Source organism: Kitasatospora sp. CB02891 (assembly GCF_002803145.1).
GTDB classification, from domain to species: domain Bacteria; phylum Actinomycetota; class Actinomycetes; order Streptomycetales; family Streptomycetaceae; genus Kitasatospora; species Kitasatospora griseola.
Map to the genome: position 1 here is coordinate 143,869 of NZ_NNBO01000008.1, position 18,439 is coordinate 162,307.

Consider the following 18,439-nt stretch of genomic DNA (forward strand, 5'->3'; position numbering starts at 1 on the left):
TCTGGAGACACCCCCATGCCGAGAATCCTCGGACGCGAGCCCGCGCTGTGGCTCACCCTCGTCGCCGTCCTCGTCAAGCTCGGCTCGGCGTTCGGCCTGCACGTGAGCACCGACCAGCAGGCCCTCATCAACGCCGCAGCCGCCGCGCTCGTCGGCCTGGTCGTCGCGCTCATCGTCGGGGACGGCCGCGGTGCGGCGGTGCTCGGACTCGTCCAGGCCGCGCTCGCCCTCGCCGTCGGATACGGCCTGCACTGGACGGCCGATCAGCAGGCGGTGGCGCTCAGCGCGGTCGCAGCGGCGGTGGCGATGTGGACGCGCACGCAGGTGACCGCACCGGTGCCGGCCGCCCGCCAGCTGCCGCCGATCCCGGCGGTGCGCGAGTGACCTCCCCGCCGTCCGACCCGGGCGTGGTCATCTCGCCCGGCCAGATGTACGCGGAGGTTCGGAGGATCGCTGACCGGCAGATCAGGATGGACGAGAAGATCGACCGGTTCCTGGAGGACCAGCGTGGCCATCAAAAGGAGACCAGCGATCACGAGAAGCGCTTGCGGGCGCTGGAGGCCCGGGTCTGGATGGCGATGGGTGCCGCCGTAGTCCTCGGCGCCGGGTCCGGTGCTGGCATCGCGCAGATCATGGGCCGCTGACCAAGTGTGAAATTCGCGGTTATGAAATAACGCCCGATCTCACACCTCCTCTGACCAGGAACTTCCCTGGCTTCGGGAACACCACCGCCCCGCTCGGCTTCGGCTGGGCGGGGCGGATTTGCTGTTTCCGGCGTGGCGGCACCGGGCGTTCGCCATGATGTGGCGTCATGGAAACCGACCCTCGTGATGTGCACATCATCGACCTCCGGGGCGCCATCCAGCGCACTGTCGCCATGCTCGGGTTCAGCGCCGGCCAGCTGGCGGTCGACGCCCCTGAGCAGGCAGAGCAACTGCTGGCCGCGGCCGAAGATCTGATGGCTGCTCTGGAGCGCACCATGCTGCCAGCGACCTGACACGCCGGTCGGCAGCGGCAGCCACTCCGCCCAGCCGGTTCTGGGCGGGCGGGTTCGTGGTGTCCGGGCTCAGTGGTGTTGGTCCCCGGCCGCGACCTGCGAGGCAGCCAGCCGGGCCGATTCCGCCTGCAGCGCGCCGGCGATCTGGTCCCGGGCCTGCCGCCAGCCCTGAGCCTGGTCGCGGGTCATCCCCGTCGGCCGCCGCTCGGCGCGCACCAGACTGGCGGCCCGGCGGAGCGCGTCTGCCTCGATGAGAGTGATCATGCTGGAGACGGCGCCCTGCGAGGCGAGCGTGACAGTGCTCAGGAGGGTCCGGGCGCGGGCGGCGAGTGTGGCGAGGGTGGGCATGGTGGCACGGTAGGGGTGACGGACCACCAGCCGTACTTCGCGACCCGCCGATCACTCGGCAGGGTGATGTCCGCGGTCTCCGCCAGTCGGCCGGCGCCCGGGCGTAGTAGGTTCCCTCGATCAATGCCTGACCTGCTGGGGCCCGGCTACGCTGCCCGCATGATCACAGCAGTGGTGTTTGATGTCGGCGAGTGCCTGGTGGACGAGACCCGCGAGTACGGCACCTGGGCGGACCTGCTGGGTGTCCCCCGGCACACGTTCGTCGCCCAGTTCGGCGCGGTGATCGCGCAGGGTAAGGACTACCGGGAAACGTTCCAGGTCTTCAAACCCGGCTTCGACCTGCACGTCGAGCGGGAGCGACGGGCCGCGGCCGGGCAGCCAGAGACCTTCGGCGAGGAGGACCTGTACCCCGACGTGCGCACGGCGTTCGCCGAGCTCCGCGCGAACGGCCTGCACCTGACCATCGCTGGCAACCAGACCATCCGCGCCGGAGGGATCCTCCGCGAGCTGTTCACCGCCGACGTCGACCTGATCGGCACTTCAGACGACTGGGGCGCGAGCAAGCCGGATGCGGCGTTCTTCGACCGGGTTGCCGAGGTGGTCCCGGCCGCCCCGGGCGAGATCCTGTACGTCGGCGATCGCCTCGACAACGATGTGCTGCCCGCCCTTGCGGCCGGGATGCACACCGCGCTGATCCGGCGCGGCCCGTGGGGATGGATCCAGCAGCACGATCCGGCCGCCGAGAAGTCGACGTTTCGGATCGACTCGCTACTCGAACTTCCGGCGCTGATCGCTACGTTCAACGCTGCAGGGAACTGAGCGTCGCTGACCAGGAGTAGAGGCGGTCGTCCACTGCTTGGACGGCCGCCGTGTCCTGCCACTCAATCAGCAGCCGGCGCGCCTCACGGACCCGCTCCATACCGGTGGCGTACCAGGTGACCCGCAGCTGGTCGAGCGCCACCTCCAGGTGCTGGCATGCCTCGGCCGGTCGACCGGCACGGGCCTCAACGGCAGCAAGGTCGGCCAGCACGACCACTCGTTGTTTGCCGTCCTCCTCGCCGAGGCCGGCCAGAACCTCGGTCAGCGTCGTTCGAGCCTGCGGCAGGTGCCCGGCGATGAGCTGGGTGTGGCCGAGGAACGCGGCCAGGCGCACCGTACTGAACCAGCCGAACCACTCCGGCAGAACGGTGACACCTCCAGCGCGGCCGAGCAGGTCGCTGGCGTGGTGGAGCACTCGCAGCGCCTCACGGTGGTCGCCGCACTTGGTGAGGCATTCGGCTTCGACTGCGTCGAGCCATGCGTGGATCTCGGCGGACGCGTTGCCGCGGCGCGCGTACGCGCGGGCGCCGCGCATCCGCTCGGCCATCTCCTCCCGCTGGCCGGCCCACCCGGGAACGAACGCAGCGTGCCCCAGGATCGCGGCGCCGAGCAGCTGGTCGTCGGCGGCGCCGGCCGCGTGCAGCGCGCGGACGAGTGTCGCGTCGGATGCGGCGGGCTGCCGGAGGTCGAAAAACTCGATCCGGCCGAGCAGCAGCAGGCTCTCGGCAAGCGCCGCGGCAAGCACACGCCGGGCGACGCCGGACGTCTCGCCGAGCAGGGCCTCGCCCAGTACAGAGTGTTCGGCCACGGACCGGTGCAGGGTGGCGGGCGCAACCGTCCAGTACATCTGCCGGTGCGCGGCGGTGATCGCCGCGTAGGCGGCGCCGATCGTCTCCGGCTGCACGCCGTCGGTCTGGGCCGGGTGCGGCACTGCAGGGCGGGGTGCAGGCGGGATCACCGGGGCCGCTGCGGGGGGCGGCTGCTGACCGCCGAACCCGAGTTGCGAGAGGGGCATCCGCAGCAGCTCCACCATCACGCGCTGGTGTTCGTCGCGGGGCCATGGAGGGTTGGGGCCGAGCCATCGAGCGACCTGCCGCAGGCTGACGCTGTACTGCGGGATGCCGAGGCTGCGGCCGGTGCGTTCGAGCGCCTCGCGCAGTGCACGGTTGCTGCCGATGCCCGCGGCAAGCATGGCTGCCCGCAGGGCGGTGTTGCCGTCGGTGGTGCGTGCCACCCGGCCCTCCTGGTGACTGTGTTGGGCCTCAACCGTACTTCGGGGCCGGTCATTTGAGCGACTGTCACTCGATCGAGCGCCGCAAAAAGTCCTCAAAGAGGCACTGAAAAGTCGTCATTGAGGCATTCATATGTCGCGCTGGATGGCCGACTCTGATCCCGCACCCGTTGCGGTGCACCCCCGGCGATCAGAGGACAGCACCCATGACCAAGACCAGGCGCGCGTTGCCCGACGATTCGCGGCCCGCCAGCTCGACCACCGGCGAACAGTACATCCGCTGTGGGTCCTGCAGCCGCTGCATCCTCGGGGCCGGCCGTGACGTCACGCCGACCGCATCCGACTGCTGGGCCGACCACCTCGATGCCGCCACCCGGCGGTCCGCATGAGCGACAGCGAGCACGCCGAGCACGCCACCGGCTACTACTACGTCGACACGCTCCGCACGCTCCAGGACAACACGCCGATCTGGGGCGTGCGCCGGCCGGACGGGTCGTGGCGGATGGAGATGGGCACCGCGGAGATGCACGTGCGCCGGGATCACGCTGAACGGTCGGCTGGCCAGCTGAACCAGATCAACAATCTGACGCCGCCCCAGGTGTAGCTACTCATCCTGAAAGAGCCGCCAGATCGGGACATCGAGGGCGTCGGCGACGACGAGGTAGGCATCGAGCGATGGAGCCTGTGCACTGGTCTCCATGCGGATGATCGTGTTGCGGTGCAGGCCGGAGTGCTCAGCGAGGTTCTCCTGCGTCCAGCCACGGGCCTCACGTAAGGCTTTGATGCGGCTGCCGATCACCTGCCGGTCCATCAGCAGGTGTGGAGGCAAGTGGATCTTGAATGGCACCTACCTGAGTCTGTCCCGACCTGGGCAGAATGTCCGCACCTGATTAGGTGCATCAGCAGCTCCATCCGGGTAGCATCCCGCGCACGGCGGCACGCTGAGTGACGAACCGCTGAAGCTGTGCAATCAGACGCTTGTTCGATAGCCTTCCCCATTCCCCCATTCTTCCTGGACCTTGTGCGGGGCGCACACATACGGAATCGTTGACACCTCACCCATCAACTTCCAATCCGAGCACGGGCCGTGACGCTCAGAGCTCACAACAACGAAGGCCCGGCCGACGAGTCGACCGGGCCTCCTGATCGCCCACCAGGCAGCGCACGGTCGCATCGCGCGCTGAGTGGCGGGAGTCGAGTCAGTTGGTGCCGGGCGCGCAAGTGCGCCCGCCGCATCGTACTGACCGACAAGCGGCCGGCCGTCCGGGAGGGCAGCTGGGCGCCGGCTCCAGGGCAGGACGACTGACCCCCCTCCCCGCCTGGAGCTGCAGAAGCGCCCCCAGCCGACCGGTTCGGCTGGGGGCGCTTCGAGCTGTCAGCGTGCAGTGACCTGCAGAGATGGCATGATCGCTTGGGAGAAATTTAGGTGGTCGACCCGTGCGTCGAGACTGTACTGAGACTGTCTGGCGCTGTACTCAAAGTGCGCTTGCGCGCCGCGCCTGAGTCTCACCTGCGCTCTGACCTGCGGAGATGATGCCATCTCCGCAGGTCACCTCTGTGCCCCAGACAGGAATCGAACCTGCGACACCGGCTTTAGGAGAGCCGTGCTCTATCCCCTGAGCTACTGAGGCCCGGCCGCCCGGACACCCGACGACCGCTCACAGCCTAGCGGATCGGGCCCACCGGGTGGCCGCCGCAGCGGACGGGGCACGGGGGCGGGGCGTGGCCTTACGGTGGATTTGCTCGTTCTTGTGGCAGATCCGACCCCTCCGAAAGGCACCGGTCCCGTGACTTCCTCCCCCCAGACTCCGTTCGGCGGCCTCGGCAGGATCCTGGTGATCATCCCGACCTACAACGAGGCGGAGAACGTCGAACGGATCGTCTCCCGGGTCCGGGCCGCCGTCCCGGAGGCCCACGTGCTGGTCGCCGACGACAACAGCCCGGACGGGACGGGCAAGTTGGCGGACGGGCTGGCCGCGGACGACGAGCAGGTGAAGGTGCTGCACCGGAAGGGCAAGGAGGGCCTCGGCGCGGCCTACCTGGCCGGATTCCGGTGGGGCATCGAGAACGGGTACGACGTGCTGGTGGAGATGGACGCGGACGGCTCGCACCAGCCGGAGGAACTGCCGCGGCTGCTCACCGCGCTGCACAGCGCGGACCTGGTGCTGGGCTCGCGCTGGGTGCCGGGCGGCGCGGTGGTGAACTGGCCGAAGTCGCGGCTGCTGCTCTCCAAGGGCGGCTCGACCTACTCCCGGCTGATGCTGAACGTGCCGATCCGCGACGTCACCGGCGGCTACCGGGCGTTCCGGAAGGAGACCCTGCTGGGCCTCGGCATGGACCAGGTCGCCTCGCAGGGCTACTGCTTCCAGGTCGACCTGGCCTGGCGGGCCGTCAAGGCCGGCTTCAAGGTGGCCGAAGTCCCGATCACCTTCGTCGAGCGCGAGCACGGCGCCTCCAAGATGAGCCGCAACATCGTCGCGGAGGCCCTCTGGCGGGTCACCGCCTGGGGCGTCACCGACCGGGTGTCCCGACTCACCGGCAAGCGCTGAGCCCGGCCGCGAAAAAGCCTCCGCGGGCCGGCTGCACCAGGTGCGACCGGCCCGCGGAGGCCTCCGAACAGTCCGTGCGGGCTCAGCCGAGGCGCAGCAGCCGGGAGCTGATGGACGGCGGGGCGAGGTCCGACCGGAGGGTCACCGGGACCTCGATCCGGTCGTCGCCGTCGCCCGCCGACAGCGTGCCGACCTGGGTGCCGGCCGGCAGGGTGTGGGCGATCGTGCCGATCGGGGTGAGGGTCAGGTGCGCGGTGATGCCGGACCAGCCCGCCACCGTGAGGTCCTTGGCGGCCACCACCGGGACCTTGCCGCCCACGCCGTCGTCGACGAAGCCGACCACGTCGCCCTGCTTGGCCAGGGTCTGCCCGGTCAGCGCGGACTGCGCGGCCACGTTGATCTTCTGGCTGACCGGCTGGGCCGCGTTCACCAGGCTCGGCTCCTCCTTGGTGGCCGGCTGGCCCAGGGTGACGCCGAGCAGGGTCCGCTTCACGCCGCCGATCTCCTTGACCGCCGCCCACATGAAGCAGGACTGCGCGGGAGTGGACGACCCGGTCTTGCCGCCGATCATGCCGTTCTTCCCGAGCACCTTGTTGGTGTTGTAGACCCGCTGGCCGTTGAACTTGGTGTCGGGCTCGGCGATGACCTGCCGGAAGATCTCGTCCTTCATCACCTGCTCGGCCAGCTTCAGCTGGTCCTTGGCCGTCGACTTGGTGTCGTTGTTGTACCCGGCCGGGTCGGCGTAGGTGGTGTTGGTCATGCCGAACTGCTTGGCGGTGTCGTTCATCTTCTTGATGAACGCCTCCTCGCTGCCGGAGTCCCAACGCGCCAGCAGGCGGGCCACGTTGTTCGCCGACGGCAGCATCAGCATCTCCAGCGCCTCGTACTGGCTGATCTGCTGACCCTCCGTCAGGGTGACCTTCGACTCGTCGGCGTTCGACGACTCCTGCGCGGCCTGCTTGTCGACCGTGAGCATCGGGCCGCTCTGGCCCTTCTTCAGCGGGTGCGCCTGCAGGATCAGGTACGCGTTCATCACCTTGGTGACGGACGCGATCGGCACCGGCGTCTGCTCGCCGGACGCGCCCAGATCACCCACCCCGACCACCTCGGCCGCGGCCTGCCCCTTGGCCGGCCACGGAATGCTCAACTGCTCGCCCTGGAACGTGAACGAGTCGGCCAGCCCGAGCTTCGCCTTCGGCGCGGGCAGCGGACGCAGCAGCTGCACCGCCGCCAGCACGCCGAACACCACGACCAGGAAGACGCCCCAGATCACCACCCGCTTCATCGCCCGCCGGAACGGGGTCATCGGCCGGGCGCTCAGCGCCTTCAGCACCTCCAGCGCCTCGACGGTGCTCTCCGGCCCGACCGGCTCGGGTGCGGGCGCGGTGACCACCGGAGCCGCGACGGGGGCGGCGGCCGCGGGGGCAGCCTTCGGCGCGGGGGCGGGCTTCGGGGCGGGAGAAGGCTTCGGAGCGGGAGAAGGCTTCGGAGCGGGCTCGGGCGCGGGCTCGTCCTTGGGCAGCCGCAGCATGACGGTCTGTTCGGGCCCGGCCGACGCCTCGTCGGCCTCGTCGGACTTCTCCGGCGCCTCCGGCGTCTCCGCCTTCCCGATGCGCAGCGTCATGGTCGGCTCGGGCGCGGCCGGAACCGACTCCTCCTCCGCCTCCTCGACCTTCTCCATGCGCAGCGTCATCGTGGGCTCGGACACGGCCGGAGCGGACGCCTCCTCGGCCTCCGGCGTCTCCGCCTTCCCGATGCGCAGCGTCATCGTGGGCTCGGGCGCGGCCGGAACCGACTTCTCCTCCGCCTCCTCGACCCTCTCGATGCGCAAGGTCATCGTGAGCTCGGACGCGGCGGGAACCGGCTCCTCGGACTCTTCCGCCTTCTCGGCCTTCTCGGCCTCTTCCGCCTTCTCGGCCTTCTCCGGCTTCTCGGCCTTCTCCGGCTTCTCCGGCTTCTCCGGCTTCTCCGGCTTCTCCGGCTTCTCCGGCTTCTCGGCCTTCTCGGCCTTCTCGGCCTCTTCCGCCTTCTCCAGCTTCTCGGCCTCGGGCTCTTCCGACTTCGCCGACTTCTCCGGCTTCTCCAGCTTCTCGGCCTCGGGCTCTTCCGACTTCTCCGACTTCTCCGACTTCTCGACGCGCAGCGTCATCGTCGGCTCCGGCGCGGCCGGAACGGACTCCGCCTCGCCCTCGGGCTCGGCCTCGGCCGCCTCCGCCCCCTCCTCTTCCTTCTCCTTCTCTACTTCCTTCGGCTTGGCGGCAGTGAGCGCGGCGCCGGCCTCCGGGAGGTCGAGGTCGGATTCGGGCGAGGTCGCGGGTTCGTCGGTGTCGCGGGCGCGGAGGTGCACGGTGGAGCCGCCCTCGCGAGGAGCTCGCTCCTCGGCCTCGGCCGGCCGCGTCCTGCCGTCGCGCGGCTCGCTCTGCGGGGACTCGCCCACGTAACCCACTCCTCCTCGTCCGCCCCGGCGGTTGCCGGTCCGATCACACAAGCTGGTTTTTTTCGGGCGGGTTCTCGACCCGCCCGGGTACCTGTACAGTCTCCGGCACCGTGGCCGTGATGGCCCGCCGCACCCCGCCCCACCGGCGGCTTTTCCTGCCTGCGCGGGCCGTTGCCGGGTCAGACGCGGGGGCGTCGGACGGCGGTTCCAGCCTGCCTGCTCAAGGTCACGATTCGGAGGCGTACTCGACAAGCCTGTGTGAGAGGCGTCACCCTGTCATTCATCCACGCGGGGAGGCTTGGATGGGCAGGAGCCGCAGAACTATTCCCGAGGAGCTGTTGCTGCTCGCACTGGACCCGGCCACGGGTACCACCGCGCAGCCGCAGACCCTCGACCTCGGACTTGCCGGGGCGCAGCTCGTCGAGCTGTCCCTGGCCGGAAGGATAGTCCCGGACGGGGACCGGATCGCCGTGGTGGTGCCACGGCCGACCGGTGATCCGACGTTGGACCATGCGTTGGAGCTGTTGCGCAGGCGCGGCAGTCCGGTGCGCGCCGCGCACTGGATCGGTGGGCCGCGCCTAGGCCTGAGGCAGACGTACCTGGCGCACCTGGAGCGGTGCGGCATGGTGACGGCGGTGCCGGGTCAGGTCTGCGGCGTGCTGCCGACGACCCGTTACCAGGCGTCGGACGACTGCACCAACGCGGCGATCAAGCAGCGGCTGGACACCGCGATCCGCACCGGCGTGCCGCCGGACCCGCGGACGGCGGCACTGGCGGCGCTGGCGCACGCGGTGGGCCTGGGCAAGCACCTGTACCCGGGCAACGAGGGACGGTCCTCACGTTCCCGGCTGCGGGACCTGATCAGGTACGACCCGCTGGGCGGGATGGTGGCCCACGCGGTGATGGACGTGCAGAACGGTCTGCCGACCCAGCAGGGCAGGTCGGCGCCCGCGGGTTCGCGGGGTCCGGCCGGTCGGCCCGCGCCCGCGGGGCGGGGTGTGGCCAGTCGGGTGGGCGCGCGATGAGCGGCCTGCGCTGCTAGCTGGTGTGCGATGCGGTTCGAGGGCGGTCGGCCCGGTGCGATGGCACCGGGCGGCCGCCCTTCACCGTTGGAGCCCCGGATCCGACGGTCCGTCAGCTGCCGTGGGGCGCACGGGATGCCCTTTAGCGTGTGGGGCTGGTGGTCCGCAAGAGCCACCGTCCCCATTGGGTGATTTTCCGACGATCTGTTCTAACGCGCTGCCGCGATTCCCGGGCGTGGACGGCAGTTGAGGTGGCATGCTGCTCAGCGTCAGGGGGTTGGTACCAATTACCGCACTGTTGCCAGAAGTAGGGCCGGAGGTCCATGTGTCCGCCAGCGTGAATCCGACGGTCCGCCGCCGCAGGCTCGGCGCCGAGCTCCGGAGGCTGCGCGAGCTCCGCGGCATGACCGCGGAGGAGGTGGCCGGCCGTCTGATGGTGTCCCAGTCGAAGATCAGCCGACTGGAGAACGGCCGCCGCTCGATCAGCCAGCGCGATGTGCGCGACCTGTGCGACGTCTACCAGGTCGAGGACGAGCGGGTCCGCAACGGGCTGATGGAGATGGCCAAGGAGTCGCGCCAGCGCGGCTGGTGGCACGAGTTCGGGGACATCCCGTACAGCGTGTACATCGGACTGGAGGCGGAGGCCTCGTCGATCCGGGCCTACGAGTCCTCGTTCGTGCCGGGGCTGCTGCAGACCCCGGAGTACGCGGAGGCGGTGGTCACCGGCACCCAGCCGGACACCGATCCGGCGGCCATCCGCCGCCGGGTGGAGGTGCGGCTCAAGCGCCAGCACCGGATACACGGCGAGGACCAGATCGGCAGCCTGTGGGTGGTGGTCGACGAGGCGGTGCTGCGCCGGCAGGTCGGCGGGCCGCAGGTGATGGCGGCACAGCTGTACCAGTTGGTCGAGCTCGGTGAGCGGCCGAACATCAATCTGCAGGTCATACCGTTCAGCCACGGTGCCCATCCCGGCATGACCGGGACATTCTCCCTGATGGAGTTCCCCGAGTCAGCGGATTCCACGGTCGTCTACTTCGAAGGAGTGACGAGCGATCTCTACCTGGAGAAGGAAGCCGACGTACGCCGCTATACCAATCTGTACGACCATCTGCGAGCCGCGGCGCTGAGTGTCACGGAGAGCCGGTCGATGATCACCCAATTGGCAGAGGAGTTCATGAAATGAGCAAGGCCATCGAGACCCTGACCTGGCGCAAGAGCAGCTACAGCGGCGGCAACGGCGCGTGCGTCGAGATCGCCGTCCCGTCTTCTGCCTCGATCGCGGTCCGGGACTCCAAGGACCCGCAGGGCCCGCAGCTGCGCTTCTCCAACGCGAGCTGGGCGGCTTTCGCGGCGGCCGCCGGCGCGGGCGTCTTCGGCGAGATCTGACCCGGGACCTGATCCACGGCACCCTCGTACCGCTCCGGTGCCCGTCGCCTCCCCCGCGGCGGGCACCGTCGTACGGGGTGCGTCAGCCGCCGGTGGGGTAGCGGGTGTCCCAGCCGTCGGTGCCGTGCAGGGCGGGGCCGTGCAGCAGTTCCAGCACCAGGTCGTCGGCGAGCTCCAGGATCGTGCCGCGGCCTTCGAGTTCGGCGAGCAGCTCGGGCGGGAGCGCGGTCTCGCCGTGCAGGGCGCCCAGCAGGTTGCCGCAGATGGAGCCGGTGGAGTCGCTGTCGCCGGAGTGGTTGACGGCCAGCAGCAGGCCGCTGCGGACGTCCTCGGCGACCAGCGCGCAGTACAGGCCAATGGCGAGCGACTCCTCGGCGGTCCAGCCCTCGCCGAGCTCCTCGACGCGTTCGGCGGACGGCACGCCGGCCCGGACGGCGTCCAGGGCGGCGCGCAGCGCGGCGGTGGTCTCCTCGTGGCCGGGGCGCTCGGACAGCAGCGCCAGGGCGAGGTGGACGCCCTCCTCCAGGGTGCCGCCGCGGGCCACCGCGTGGACGATCACCGCGAAGGCCCCGGCGGACAGGTAGCCGGTGGGGTGGCCGTGGGTCAGCACCGAGCATTCGACTGCGAGTTGGAACACCAGGGCGGGGTCCCAGGCGGTGAGCAGTCCGAACGGGGCGGCGCGCATCACGGTGCCGCAGCCCTTGGAGTTCGGGTTGCGCGGGTCGTCGAGGGTGGGCAGCGGCCCGTCCGCGGCGCCGGCCAGGCCGGACAGGCAGGCGTTGCCGGGGGCGCGGCGTTCGTACAGCCACTCCTCGCGGCCGAGCCAGCCGAGGTCCTTGCGGCGCTCGTCGGGGCCCCAGTCCTGCTGGGTGGCGTACCAGCGCAGGTAGGCGCGGTGCACGTCGGACGGCGGGTGCCAGGCGCCGCTGTCGCGGCCGATGTGGGCGCGGATCAGGCCGTCGACGGTGAACAGGCTCATCTGGGTGTCGTCGGTGACGGCGCCGCGCCGCCCGTAGGCGGGGACGTAGCCGGTGACGCCGGTCTCGCCGTGGGCGGTGCGGATCTGCTCCAGCTGTTCGAACTCGATGCCGGCGCCGAGGGCGTCGCCGATCGCACCGCCGAGCAGACAGCCCCGCACCCGGCTGCGGAAGTCCTGCTGCTGGGCGCGTGACCACAGGGGCATCACGGATGGGGGCCTTTCGGTCGGCGGCGTCGGACAGCAGACGCACTGTATTCGAAGGCCCGCTCGAAACCGCCGGGCTCCACCGAACATCCATCCGCCCGCCGCCGGGCGGGCCCGCTACTCGAGTACGGGCAGCAGCCGGGGCAGGTGTCCGTCGGAGGCGAGGGCCGACGCGCGGCGTTCGGCGGGGACCTCGCCGTAGTCGGTGGTGCGCTGGCGGGCGGGGCGGCCGGCCAGTGCGGCGATCGCCTCCAGGTCGCGGACCGACTTGTAGGAGCCCCAACCGGAGCCCGCCATCCGGGAGATGGTCTCCTCCATCAGGGTGCCGCCCAGGTCGTTGGCCCCGCTGCGGAGCATCTCGGCGGCGCCCTCCGCGCCGAGCTTCACCCAGCTGGTCTGGATGTTGGGGATGTGCGGGTGCAGCAGCAGCCGGGCCATCGCCGTGACCGCCCGGTTGTCGCGCGCGGTCGGGCCGGGCCGGGCGATGCCCGCCAGGTACACGGGGGCGTTGGTGTGCACGAACGGCAGGGTGACGAACTCGGTGAACCCGCCGGTGCGCTGCTGGATCTCGGCCAGCAGCCGCAGGTGGCCCAGCCAGTGCCGGGGGGTGTCGACGTGCCCGTACATCATGGTGGACGAGGAGCGCAGGCCCAGTTCGTGCGCGGCGGTGACCACCTCCACCCAGGTCGCGGCGGGCAGCTTGCCCTTGGTGAGGATCCAGCGCACCTCGTCGTCGAGGATCTCCGCGGCGGTGCCGGGGATCGAGTCCAGGCCGGACTCCTTGGCCCGGGCCAGCCAGTCGCGGATCGACAGCCCGGTGCGGGTGGCGCCGTTGACCACCTCCATCGGCGAGAACGCGTGCACGTGGATGCCCGGCACCCGCTGCTTCACGGCCCGGGCGATGTCGAAGTAGGCGGTGCCCGGCAGGTCCGGGTGGATGCCGCCCTGCATGCACACCTCGGTCGCGCCGACCTCCCAGGCCTGCTCGGCCCGCTCGGCGACCTGGTCCAGCGACAGGGTGTACGCGTCGGCGTCGGTGCGGCGCTGCGCGAACGCGCAGAACCGGCAGCCGGTGTAGCAGACGTTGGTGAAGTTGATGTTCCGGGTGACGCAGTACGTCACCTCCTCGCCGACGGTGTCGCGGCGCAGCTCGTCGGCGATCCGGGTGAGCGCGTCCAGCGCGTCGCCGTCCGCCTGGAACAGGGCGAGGGCCTGGTCGTCCGTCAGCTTCGTCGGGTCGTCGGCGGCGGTGGACAGCGCGGCCCGCAGGTCGGCGGGCAGGCGGCGCGGGGCGGGGACGGCGGCCTGCTCGCGCAGCGACTCCCAGTCGCCGTACACCTCGTCGAAGTCGGAGCGGCGGTCGCCGGTGCGGCCCTCGGTGTCGACGGTGCGGAACAGGTCGGTGCGGCCGCCGCCGGTCATCGGCTCGTCGGGCTCCTGCCAGGGCAGGCCGGCCGGGCGGCGGCCCTCGACGGCCAGGCCGGTGGCCGGGTCGGCGAGCGCCCGCACGTGCGGCAGCAGGCGCGGGTCGAGCCACGGTTCGCCGCGCTTCAGGTACTCGGGATAGATCGTCAACCGCTCGCGCAGGGCGAACCCGGCCTCGGCGGTCCGTTCGGCCAACTCTTCGATGTGCGGCCAGGGGCGTTCCGGGTTGACGTGGTCCGGCGTCAGCGGCGAGATGCCGCCCCAGTCGTCGATGCCGGCGCGGATCAGCAGCGCGAACTCGGCGTCCACCAGGTTCGGCGGGGCCTGGATCCGGGCGGCCGGGCCGAGCACCAGCCGGGCCACCGCCACCGCGGCCGCCAGCTCGGACAGTTCGGCGTCCGGCATGGCCCGCATCGCGGTGTCCGGCTTGGCCCGGAAGTTCTGCACGATCACTTCCTGCACGCCCTGGTAGGCGCGGGCCACCTTGCGGATCGCCAGCAGCGACTCGGCCCGCTCCTGGTGGGTCTCGCCGATGCCGATCAGCACCCCGGTGGTGAACGGCACGGCGCTGCGCCCGGCGTCCTCCAGCACCCGCAGCCGCACCGCCGGCTCCTTGTCCGGGGAGCCGTGGTGCGGGCCGCCTGGCTCCGACCACAGGCGGGTGGCGGTGGTCTCCAGCATCATGCCCATCGACGGGGCGACCGGCTTGAGGCGCTGGAAGTCCGTCCAGGACAGCACGCCGGGGTTCAGGTGCGGCAGCAGCCCGGTCTCCTCCAGCACCCGCACCGCCATCGCCCGGACGTACGCCAGGGTGTCGTCGTAGCCGTGCGCGTCCAGCCACTCGCGGGCCTCCGGCCAGCGGTCCTCGGGTCGGTCGCCGAGCGTGAACAGCGCTTCCTTGCAGCCCAGTTCGGCACCCCGGCGGGCGATCTCCAGCACCTCGTCCGGGGACAGGTACAGGCCGTGGCCGTCCTTGCGGAGCTTGCCGGGCACGGTGACGAAGGTGCAGTAGTGGCAGCGGTCCCGGCACAGCCTGGTCAGCGGAATGAACACCTTGCGCGAGTACGTGACGACGCCCGGGCGGCCGGCCTGCTCCAGCCCGGCGTCCCGGATCCGCCCGGCGACCTCGCACAGCTGCTCCAGGTCCGCGCCGCGCGCCCGGAGCAGCACCGCCGCCTCCGCCGCGTCCAGCGCCACCCCGTCCCGGGCCCGGCGCAGCGCGCGCCGCATCGCGGTCGGGGTGGGGTACGAGGCTGCGGGCGCCGGAGGCTGGAGGCTCATGCGCCCGACCCTACGCGAGCCGTACGCCTGCGGGAGTACAGAACCCTGACGGCTTCTCAGGGTCGCAATGCGCCGGATACGACGGGAGACGTAGCGCGATCTGCTGCCGCGGGGCGACGCGCCGTCCGGGGCCGCGGGGCTTCAATGGACACTGACAGCAGACAAGCTCGGAAGGGGGCCGCAGTGGACCAGGAATCCACCGCAGTACAGGACTTGACGGCGACTCGGGCCGGACGGCGGCGCGCCGCCGTCCGTTATGGCGTGCCGGTGGCGATCGCCGCCGCCGTCGCCACCGGCATCGGCCTGGTGCCCGCACTGGCCAGCGACGAGGCCCCGAAGCTGCCCGCCATCAGCGCCCAGGACCTGGTCGCCAAGGCGCTGTCGGCGAACACCGACACCTTCACCGGCACCGTCCGGGTCAACGCCGACCTGGGCCTGCCCACGGCGCTGACCGACGCCGCCACCGGCTCCGGCGCGATCGGCGACCTCGCCCGCAGCGCCGGCGCGCACACCGGCAGCGCCGACCCGCAGCTGAAGGCCGTCGAACTGCTCGGCGGCTCGCACACCCTGACCATCGCCGCCGACGGCCCGGACCGCCAGCGGCTCACCCTGTCCAGCCAGAAGTCCGGCTACGAGCTGGTCCACAACGGCGACCAGGTGTGGGCGTACGACCGCAGCTCCCAGCAGGCCCTGCACCTGACCGGCGCGGGCGCCGACGGCCACCGGCCGGACGGGAAGGCGGGGATCGGGTCCGTCACCCCGCAGGACATCGCCAAGCAGCTGCTGGAGCACTCCGCCGGCACCACCTCGGTGACGGTCGACGGCACCGAGCGGGTCGCCGGGCACGCCGCGTACAAGCTCAGCATCAAGCCCAAGCAGGCCGGCTCGACCGTCGCGGAGATCCGGGTCTCGATCGACGCCGAGAAGGGCCTGCCGCTGGCCGTGCAGCTGCGCACGGTGGACGGCGCGACCGCGTTCGACGTGCGCTTCGGCACGCTCTCCTACGCCAAGCCGGACGCCAAGACCTTCCAGTTCAGCGTCCCCAAGGGCGCCAAGGTGGTCGAGCGGCCCGGGGGCGAGCTCGCCGAGAACCCGATGCCGTCGATCCCGGGCCTGCCCTCGCTGCCGACCGGCGGCGGCGCGGACGGGGCCGAGGGCGGCGTCATCGGCGAGGGCTGGACGGCCGTCGCCCACGCCGAGACGGGCGCGGAAGCCGCGAAGGGCATCGCCAAGTTCACCGGCCGCCAGGTCAAGGGCGGCACCCTGGTGTCCACCCGCGTCGTCAACGCGCTGATCACCGACGGCGGCAAGGTCTACGTGGGCGCCGTCACCCCGGAGACGCTGGAGCAGGTCGCGGCCGCCGGGAAGTAACCACGATCGGTGCGCGGGGCCCCGGGGAACGTCTCCCGGGGCCCCGCGTCGTCGTTCGGGCCCGGCACGACTCTTGACGCGGGCTCGGCCGAACCGCTGGGATGGTGGGCCGCCGCGGACCGTTCGTCCGTTGTTCGCCCGCCCGTCCGCCCGCTGGGAGTACCGTGCCGATCCGCCGCCGTTCAGTCCTGCTGGGCGGGATCGCGGTCGCCTGCGCCACCGCCCTCGCCCGCTGCGGGCCCGCCGAGGCCAGCTCCGGCAACCACCCCGCCGGGCTGCTCGAAGTGACCTGCGACTGGACCTCCGGCCCCGACCGGAACGGCCTGCAGGCGCTGCTCGCCGCGCTCAAGGGCCACGCCCCGGACGTCACCTTCGTCACCGGCGACGGCTCCACCGACGCCGACCCGCTCACCCGGCTCGCCACCGACCGCCCGCCGGACAGCCTCCGCTGCGCCGGCGGCGCCGAACTCGCCGAACTGGCCCCGCACTTGGAGCCGCTCGACGGCCTCGCCCGGCGTCGCCGCTGGACCGCGGGGCTGCCCGCCGGACTGCGACCGCGGCTGCGGGCCGGCCGCGCGCTGCACGGCGTCCCCGCGGGCGTGCGCCGCACCAACCTGCTCTGGTCGAACCCCCGGGTGCTGGCCGACGCCGCCGCCGACCCCGCCCCGGCGGACCCGGGCCTGCTCATCGCCCAGCTCCAGCGCGTCACCGCCACCGGCCGCCCCGCACTCGCCGTCGGCGGCCCCGCCGAAGTGCTCCAGTTGGCCGAGACCGCCCTGCTGGCCGCCCACGGCCCCGACGCCTTCACCGCGCTCTGGCAGCCCGACGGTCCGTGGCGCACCCCCGCCACCACCGCCGCGCTGCGCGTCCTGGACGCCCTGCTCGCCCACGCCGCCCCCGTCACCCCCGACGCCGACTGGACGGACGCCGCCCGGCTGCTCGGCACCGGCCAGGCCGGCTACCTGCTCACCGGCGACTGGGCCGACGGCTGGCTGCGCGAGAACCTCGCCCTGCGGGCCGGCGCCGACTACCGGTGGGCCGCCGCCCCCGGCACCGCGGCCCTGTTCCAGTCCCGCGCCGACGTCTTCGTGCTCCCCCGCGGCGCCCACCACCGCGACGCCGCCCTCGCCTGGCTCGACGTCTGCGCGAGCCTCGACGGCCAGATCGCCCTCAACGGCGCCCGCGCCGCCGTCCCGGCCCGCACCGACCTGCCCGAACCCACCCGCGCCCTGTTCGGCCCCTACGCCCGCTGGTCACTGGACGAGTGGCAGCACGGCCGCCCCCTGGACTCGCTCGCCCACGGCGGCCTGCTCACCCCCCGCCGCCGAACCGCCGCGCTCGCCGCCGCCACCGCGTTCACCGCCCACCGCGACAGCACCCGGCTGGCCCGGGACCTGGCGGCCGGCTAGCCGACGACCGCCTCCGCGGGCACCGGCGCCGGCACCTGCCGCCGCTCGGCCCGCACCCGGCGCAGCGCGTCCACGCTCAGCACCACCAGCGCCACCCACACCAGCCCGAAACCCGCCCAGCGGGCCGGTGCCATCGACTCGTGGAAGACCGTCACCCCGATCAGGAACTGGAACACCGGCGCCAGGTACTGCAACAGCCCCAGCGTGGTCAGCGGCACCCGCAGCGCCGCCGCCCCGAAGCACATCAGCGGCACCGCCGTGACCACGCCGCTGGCCACCAGCAGCGCGGTGTGCCCCCAGCCGTAGTGCCCGAGACTGCCCTCGCCGCGCACCCCCAGGTACACCAGGAACCCGAGCGCGAACGGGAACATCACCGCGCTCTCCACCGCCAGGCTCTCCGGCCCGCCCAGTGCGACCTTCTTCTTCATCAGCCCGTACGTCGCGAACGAGAACGCGAGCGTCAACGCGATCCACGGCAGCCGCCCGTACGCCACCGTCAGCACCGCGACCGCGGCCACGCCGACGCCGACCGCCGCCCACTGCGCGGTCCGCAGCCGCTCGCGCAGCACCAGCACGCCGAACGCGATCGTCACCAGCGGATTGATGAAGTACCCGAGGCTCGTCTCCACCACGTGCCCGGAGTTCACGCCCCAGATGTACACGCCCCAGTTCACCGAGACCGTGGCCGCCGCCACCGCGAGCAGCGCCAGCCTGCGCGGCTGCCGCAGCAGCGGGCGTATCCAGCCCCAGCGGCGGCGTACCAGCAGCAGCGCCGCGACCGCCACCAGCGACCACACCATCCGGTTCGCCAGGATGTCCACCGCCCCGGCCGGCTCCAACAGCGGCCAGAACAGCGGGAACAGCCCCCACATCCCGTACGCCGCGAAGCCGTTCCACAATCCGACCCTGGCCTCCCGCGAACTCTCCGCCATGGCCTGCCCTTCACCCGCGCACGAAACGTCCTACGAAAGGTAGCGGTAC

At 71.9% G+C, this 18,439-nt stretch carries 19 protein-coding genes and 1 tRNA gene; 12 read left to right on the forward strand and 8 right to left on the reverse strand.

Annotated features, from left to right (window positions below):
* The first annotated feature begins 15 nt into the window (after nucleotides 1-15).
* The 3 genes from CG736_RS19510 to CG736_RS36325 all read left to right on the forward strand — a co-directional run bounded on the left by CG736_RS19510 (nucleotide 16) and on the right by CG736_RS36325 (nucleotide 997).
* On the forward strand, nucleotides 16-384 hold the full coding sequence (locus tag CG736_RS19510) for a hypothetical protein (RefSeq protein WP_100587480.1): 369 nt from the start codon (nucleotides 16-18) through the stop codon (nucleotides 382-384).
* Complete coding sequence (locus tag CG736_RS19515) at nucleotides 381-644, forward strand: hypothetical protein (protein ID WP_100587481.1); 264 nt, start codon at nucleotides 381-383, stop codon at nucleotides 642-644. Before CG736_RS19510 ends, CG736_RS19515 begins: the two co-directional genes overlap by 4 nt.
* Nucleotides 645-811: 167 nt before the next feature.
* Nucleotides 812-997: a hypothetical protein gene (locus CG736_RS36325; protein WP_157815648.1), complete on the forward strand. Its 186-nt coding sequence runs from the start codon at nucleotides 812-814 to the stop codon at nucleotides 995-997.
* Between the two features lie 69 nt (nucleotides 998-1,066).
* Here the strand turns inward: CG736_RS36325 and CG736_RS19520 are convergent, their stop codons facing one another.
* Nucleotides 1,067-1,345: a hypothetical protein gene (locus tag CG736_RS19520; protein WP_100587482.1), complete on the reverse strand. Its 279-nt coding sequence runs from the start codon at nucleotides 1,343-1,345 to the stop codon at nucleotides 1,067-1,069.
* A gap of 159 nt (nucleotides 1,346-1,504) precedes the next feature.
* Here CG736_RS19520 and CG736_RS19525 point away from each other — a divergent pair, with 159 nt between their 5' ends.
* On the forward strand, nucleotides 1,505-2,164 hold the full coding sequence (locus tag CG736_RS19525; RefSeq protein WP_100587633.1) for an HAD family hydrolase: 660 nt from the start codon (nucleotides 1,505-1,507) through the stop codon (nucleotides 2,162-2,164).
* Here the strand turns inward: CG736_RS19525 and CG736_RS19530 are convergent.
* Nucleotides 2,145-3,398 (reverse strand): transcriptional regulator, encoded by a 1,254-nt coding sequence (locus CG736_RS19530; protein ID WP_100587483.1) that lies wholly within the window; start codon nucleotides 3,396-3,398, stop codon nucleotides 2,145-2,147. The genes CG736_RS19525 and CG736_RS19530 overlap by 20 nt on opposite strands.
* A gap of 203 nt (nucleotides 3,399-3,601) precedes the next feature.
* On the opposite strand from CG736_RS19530, the gene CG736_RS36330 reads away from it, so the two are divergent.
* The gene (locus CG736_RS36330; protein WP_157815649.1) at nucleotides 3,602-3,784 is read left to right on the forward strand and encodes a hypothetical protein; all 183 of its coding nucleotides are present in this window, start codon (nucleotides 3,602-3,604) and stop codon (nucleotides 3,782-3,784) included.
* Entirely contained in the window at nucleotides 3,781-3,999 is a 219-nt protein-coding gene (locus CG736_RS19540; RefSeq protein WP_100587485.1) for a hypothetical protein, read from the forward strand. Before CG736_RS36330 ends, CG736_RS19540 begins: the two co-directional genes overlap by 4 nt.
* On the opposite strand, the gene CG736_RS19545 is transcribed toward CG736_RS19540, so the two are convergent.
* Complete coding sequence (locus tag CG736_RS19545; RefSeq protein ID WP_232734072.1) at nucleotides 4,000-4,242, reverse strand: helix-turn-helix transcriptional regulator; 243 nt, start codon at nucleotides 4,240-4,242, stop codon at nucleotides 4,000-4,002.
* 711 nt (nucleotides 4,243-4,953) lie between these two features.
* Nucleotides 4,954-5,026 (reverse strand) — tRNA-Arg (locus CG736_RS19550).
* A 156-nt stretch (nucleotides 5,027-5,182) separates the two neighbouring features.
* On the opposite strand from CG736_RS19550, the gene CG736_RS19555 reads away from it, so the two are divergent.
* Entirely contained in the window at nucleotides 5,183-5,944 is a 762-nt protein-coding gene (locus CG736_RS19555; RefSeq protein WP_100587487.1) for a polyprenol monophosphomannose synthase, read from the forward strand.
* A gap of 82 nt (nucleotides 5,945-6,026) precedes the next feature.
* Here CG736_RS19555 and CG736_RS19560 read toward each other — a convergent pair whose 3' ends face one another.
* Nucleotides 6,027-8,381 (reverse strand): D-alanyl-D-alanine carboxypeptidase family protein, encoded by a 2,355-nt coding sequence (locus CG736_RS19560; RefSeq protein ID WP_100587488.1) that lies wholly within the window; start codon nucleotides 8,379-8,381, stop codon nucleotides 6,027-6,029.
* 302 nt (nucleotides 8,382-8,683) lie between these two features.
* Here CG736_RS19560 and CG736_RS19565 point away from each other — a divergent pair, with 302 nt between their 5' ends.
* From CG736_RS19565 to CG736_RS19575, 3 genes are all read left to right on the forward strand, one after another.
* A complete protein-coding gene (locus tag CG736_RS19565) occupies nucleotides 8,684-9,406 on the forward strand; it encodes a GPP34 family phosphoprotein (protein WP_100587489.1) in 723 nt (240 codons plus the stop codon).
* Nucleotides 9,407-9,728: 322 nt separating this feature from the next.
* Nucleotides 9,729-10,586: a helix-turn-helix transcriptional regulator gene (locus tag CG736_RS19570; protein WP_100587490.1), complete on the forward strand. Its 858-nt coding sequence runs from the start codon at nucleotides 9,729-9,731 to the stop codon at nucleotides 10,584-10,586.
* Complete coding sequence (locus CG736_RS19575) at nucleotides 10,583-10,789, forward strand: DUF397 domain-containing protein (protein WP_043915690.1); 207 nt, start codon at nucleotides 10,583-10,585, stop codon at nucleotides 10,787-10,789. Before CG736_RS19570 ends, CG736_RS19575 begins: the two co-directional genes overlap by 4 nt.
* 82 nt (nucleotides 10,790-10,871) lie before the next feature.
* On the opposite strand, the gene CG736_RS19580 is transcribed toward CG736_RS19575, so the two are convergent.
* Both CG736_RS19580 and CG736_RS19585 read right to left on the reverse strand, forming a co-directional pair.
* The gene (locus CG736_RS19580) at nucleotides 10,872-11,972 is read right to left on the reverse strand and encodes an ADP-ribosylglycohydrolase family protein (RefSeq protein WP_100587491.1); all 1,101 of its coding nucleotides are present in this window, start codon (nucleotides 11,970-11,972) and stop codon (nucleotides 10,872-10,874) included.
* Between the two features lie 117 nt (nucleotides 11,973-12,089).
* Complete coding sequence (locus CG736_RS19585; protein WP_100587492.1) at nucleotides 12,090-14,678, reverse strand: bifunctional FO biosynthesis protein CofGH; 2,589 nt, start codon at nucleotides 14,676-14,678, stop codon at nucleotides 12,090-12,092.
* Between the two features lie 183 nt (nucleotides 14,679-14,861).
* On the opposite strand from CG736_RS19585, the gene CG736_RS19590 reads away from it, so the two are divergent.
* Nucleotides 14,862-16,049, forward strand: a complete 1,188-nt coding sequence (locus tag CG736_RS19590) for a DUF2092 domain-containing protein (protein WP_100587493.1) — start codon at nucleotides 14,862-14,864, stop codon at nucleotides 16,047-16,049.
* Between the two features lie 164 nt (nucleotides 16,050-16,213).
* A complete protein-coding gene (locus CG736_RS19595) occupies nucleotides 16,214-17,458 on the forward strand; it encodes an ABC transporter substrate-binding protein (protein WP_157815650.1) in 1,245 nt (414 codons plus the stop codon).
* On the opposite strand, the gene rarD is transcribed toward CG736_RS19595, so the two are convergent.
* Nucleotides 17,455-18,390 carry an EamA family transporter RarD gene (gene rarD, locus CG736_RS19600; protein WP_100587495.1) on the reverse strand — a complete coding sequence of 312 codons (936 nt, stop codon included), beginning with the start codon at nucleotides 18,388-18,390 and terminating at the stop codon, nucleotides 17,455-17,457. The genes CG736_RS19595 and rarD overlap by 4 nt on opposite strands.
* Nucleotides 18,391-18,439 lie beyond the last annotated feature (49 nt).

Coding starts and splice junctions, on each gene's coding strand:
- CG736_RS19510 (WP_100587480.1), top strand. CDS start 16: ATGCCGAGAATCCTCGGACGCGAGCCCGCGCTGTGGCTCACCCTCGTC.
- CG736_RS36325 (WP_157815648.1), top strand. CDS start 812: ATGGAAACCGACCCTCGTGATGTGCACATCATCGACCTCCGGGGCGCC.
- CG736_RS19520 (WP_100587482.1), bottom strand. CDS start 1,345: ATGCCCACCCTCGCCACACTCGCCGCCCGCGCCCGGACCCTCCTGAGC.
- CG736_RS19525 (WP_100587633.1), top strand. CDS start 1,505: ATGATCACAGCAGTGGTGTTTGATGTCGGCGAGTGCCTGGTGGACGAG.
- CG736_RS36330 (WP_157815649.1), top strand. CDS start 3,602: ATGACCAAGACCAGGCGCGCGTTGCCCGACGATTCGCGGCCCGCCAGC.
- CG736_RS19540 (WP_100587485.1), top strand. CDS start 3,781: ATGAGCGACAGCGAGCACGCCGAGCACGCCACCGGCTACTACTACGTC.
- CG736_RS19565 (WP_100587489.1), top strand. CDS start 8,684: ATGGGCAGGAGCCGCAGAACTATTCCCGAGGAGCTGTTGCTGCTCGCA.
- CG736_RS19575 (WP_043915690.1), top strand. CDS start 10,583: ATGAGCAAGGCCATCGAGACCCTGACCTGGCGCAAGAGCAGCTACAGC.
- CG736_RS19580 (WP_100587491.1), bottom strand. CDS start 11,972: ATGCCCCTGTGGTCACGCGCCCAGCAGCAGGACTTCCGCAGCCGGGTG.
- CG736_RS19585 (WP_100587492.1), bottom strand. CDS start 14,678: ATGAGCCTCCAGCCTCCGGCGCCCGCAGCCTCGTACCCCACCCCGACC.
- rarD (WP_100587495.1), bottom strand. CDS start 18,390: ATGGCGGAGAGTTCGCGGGAGGCCAGGGTCGGATTGTGGAACGGCTTC.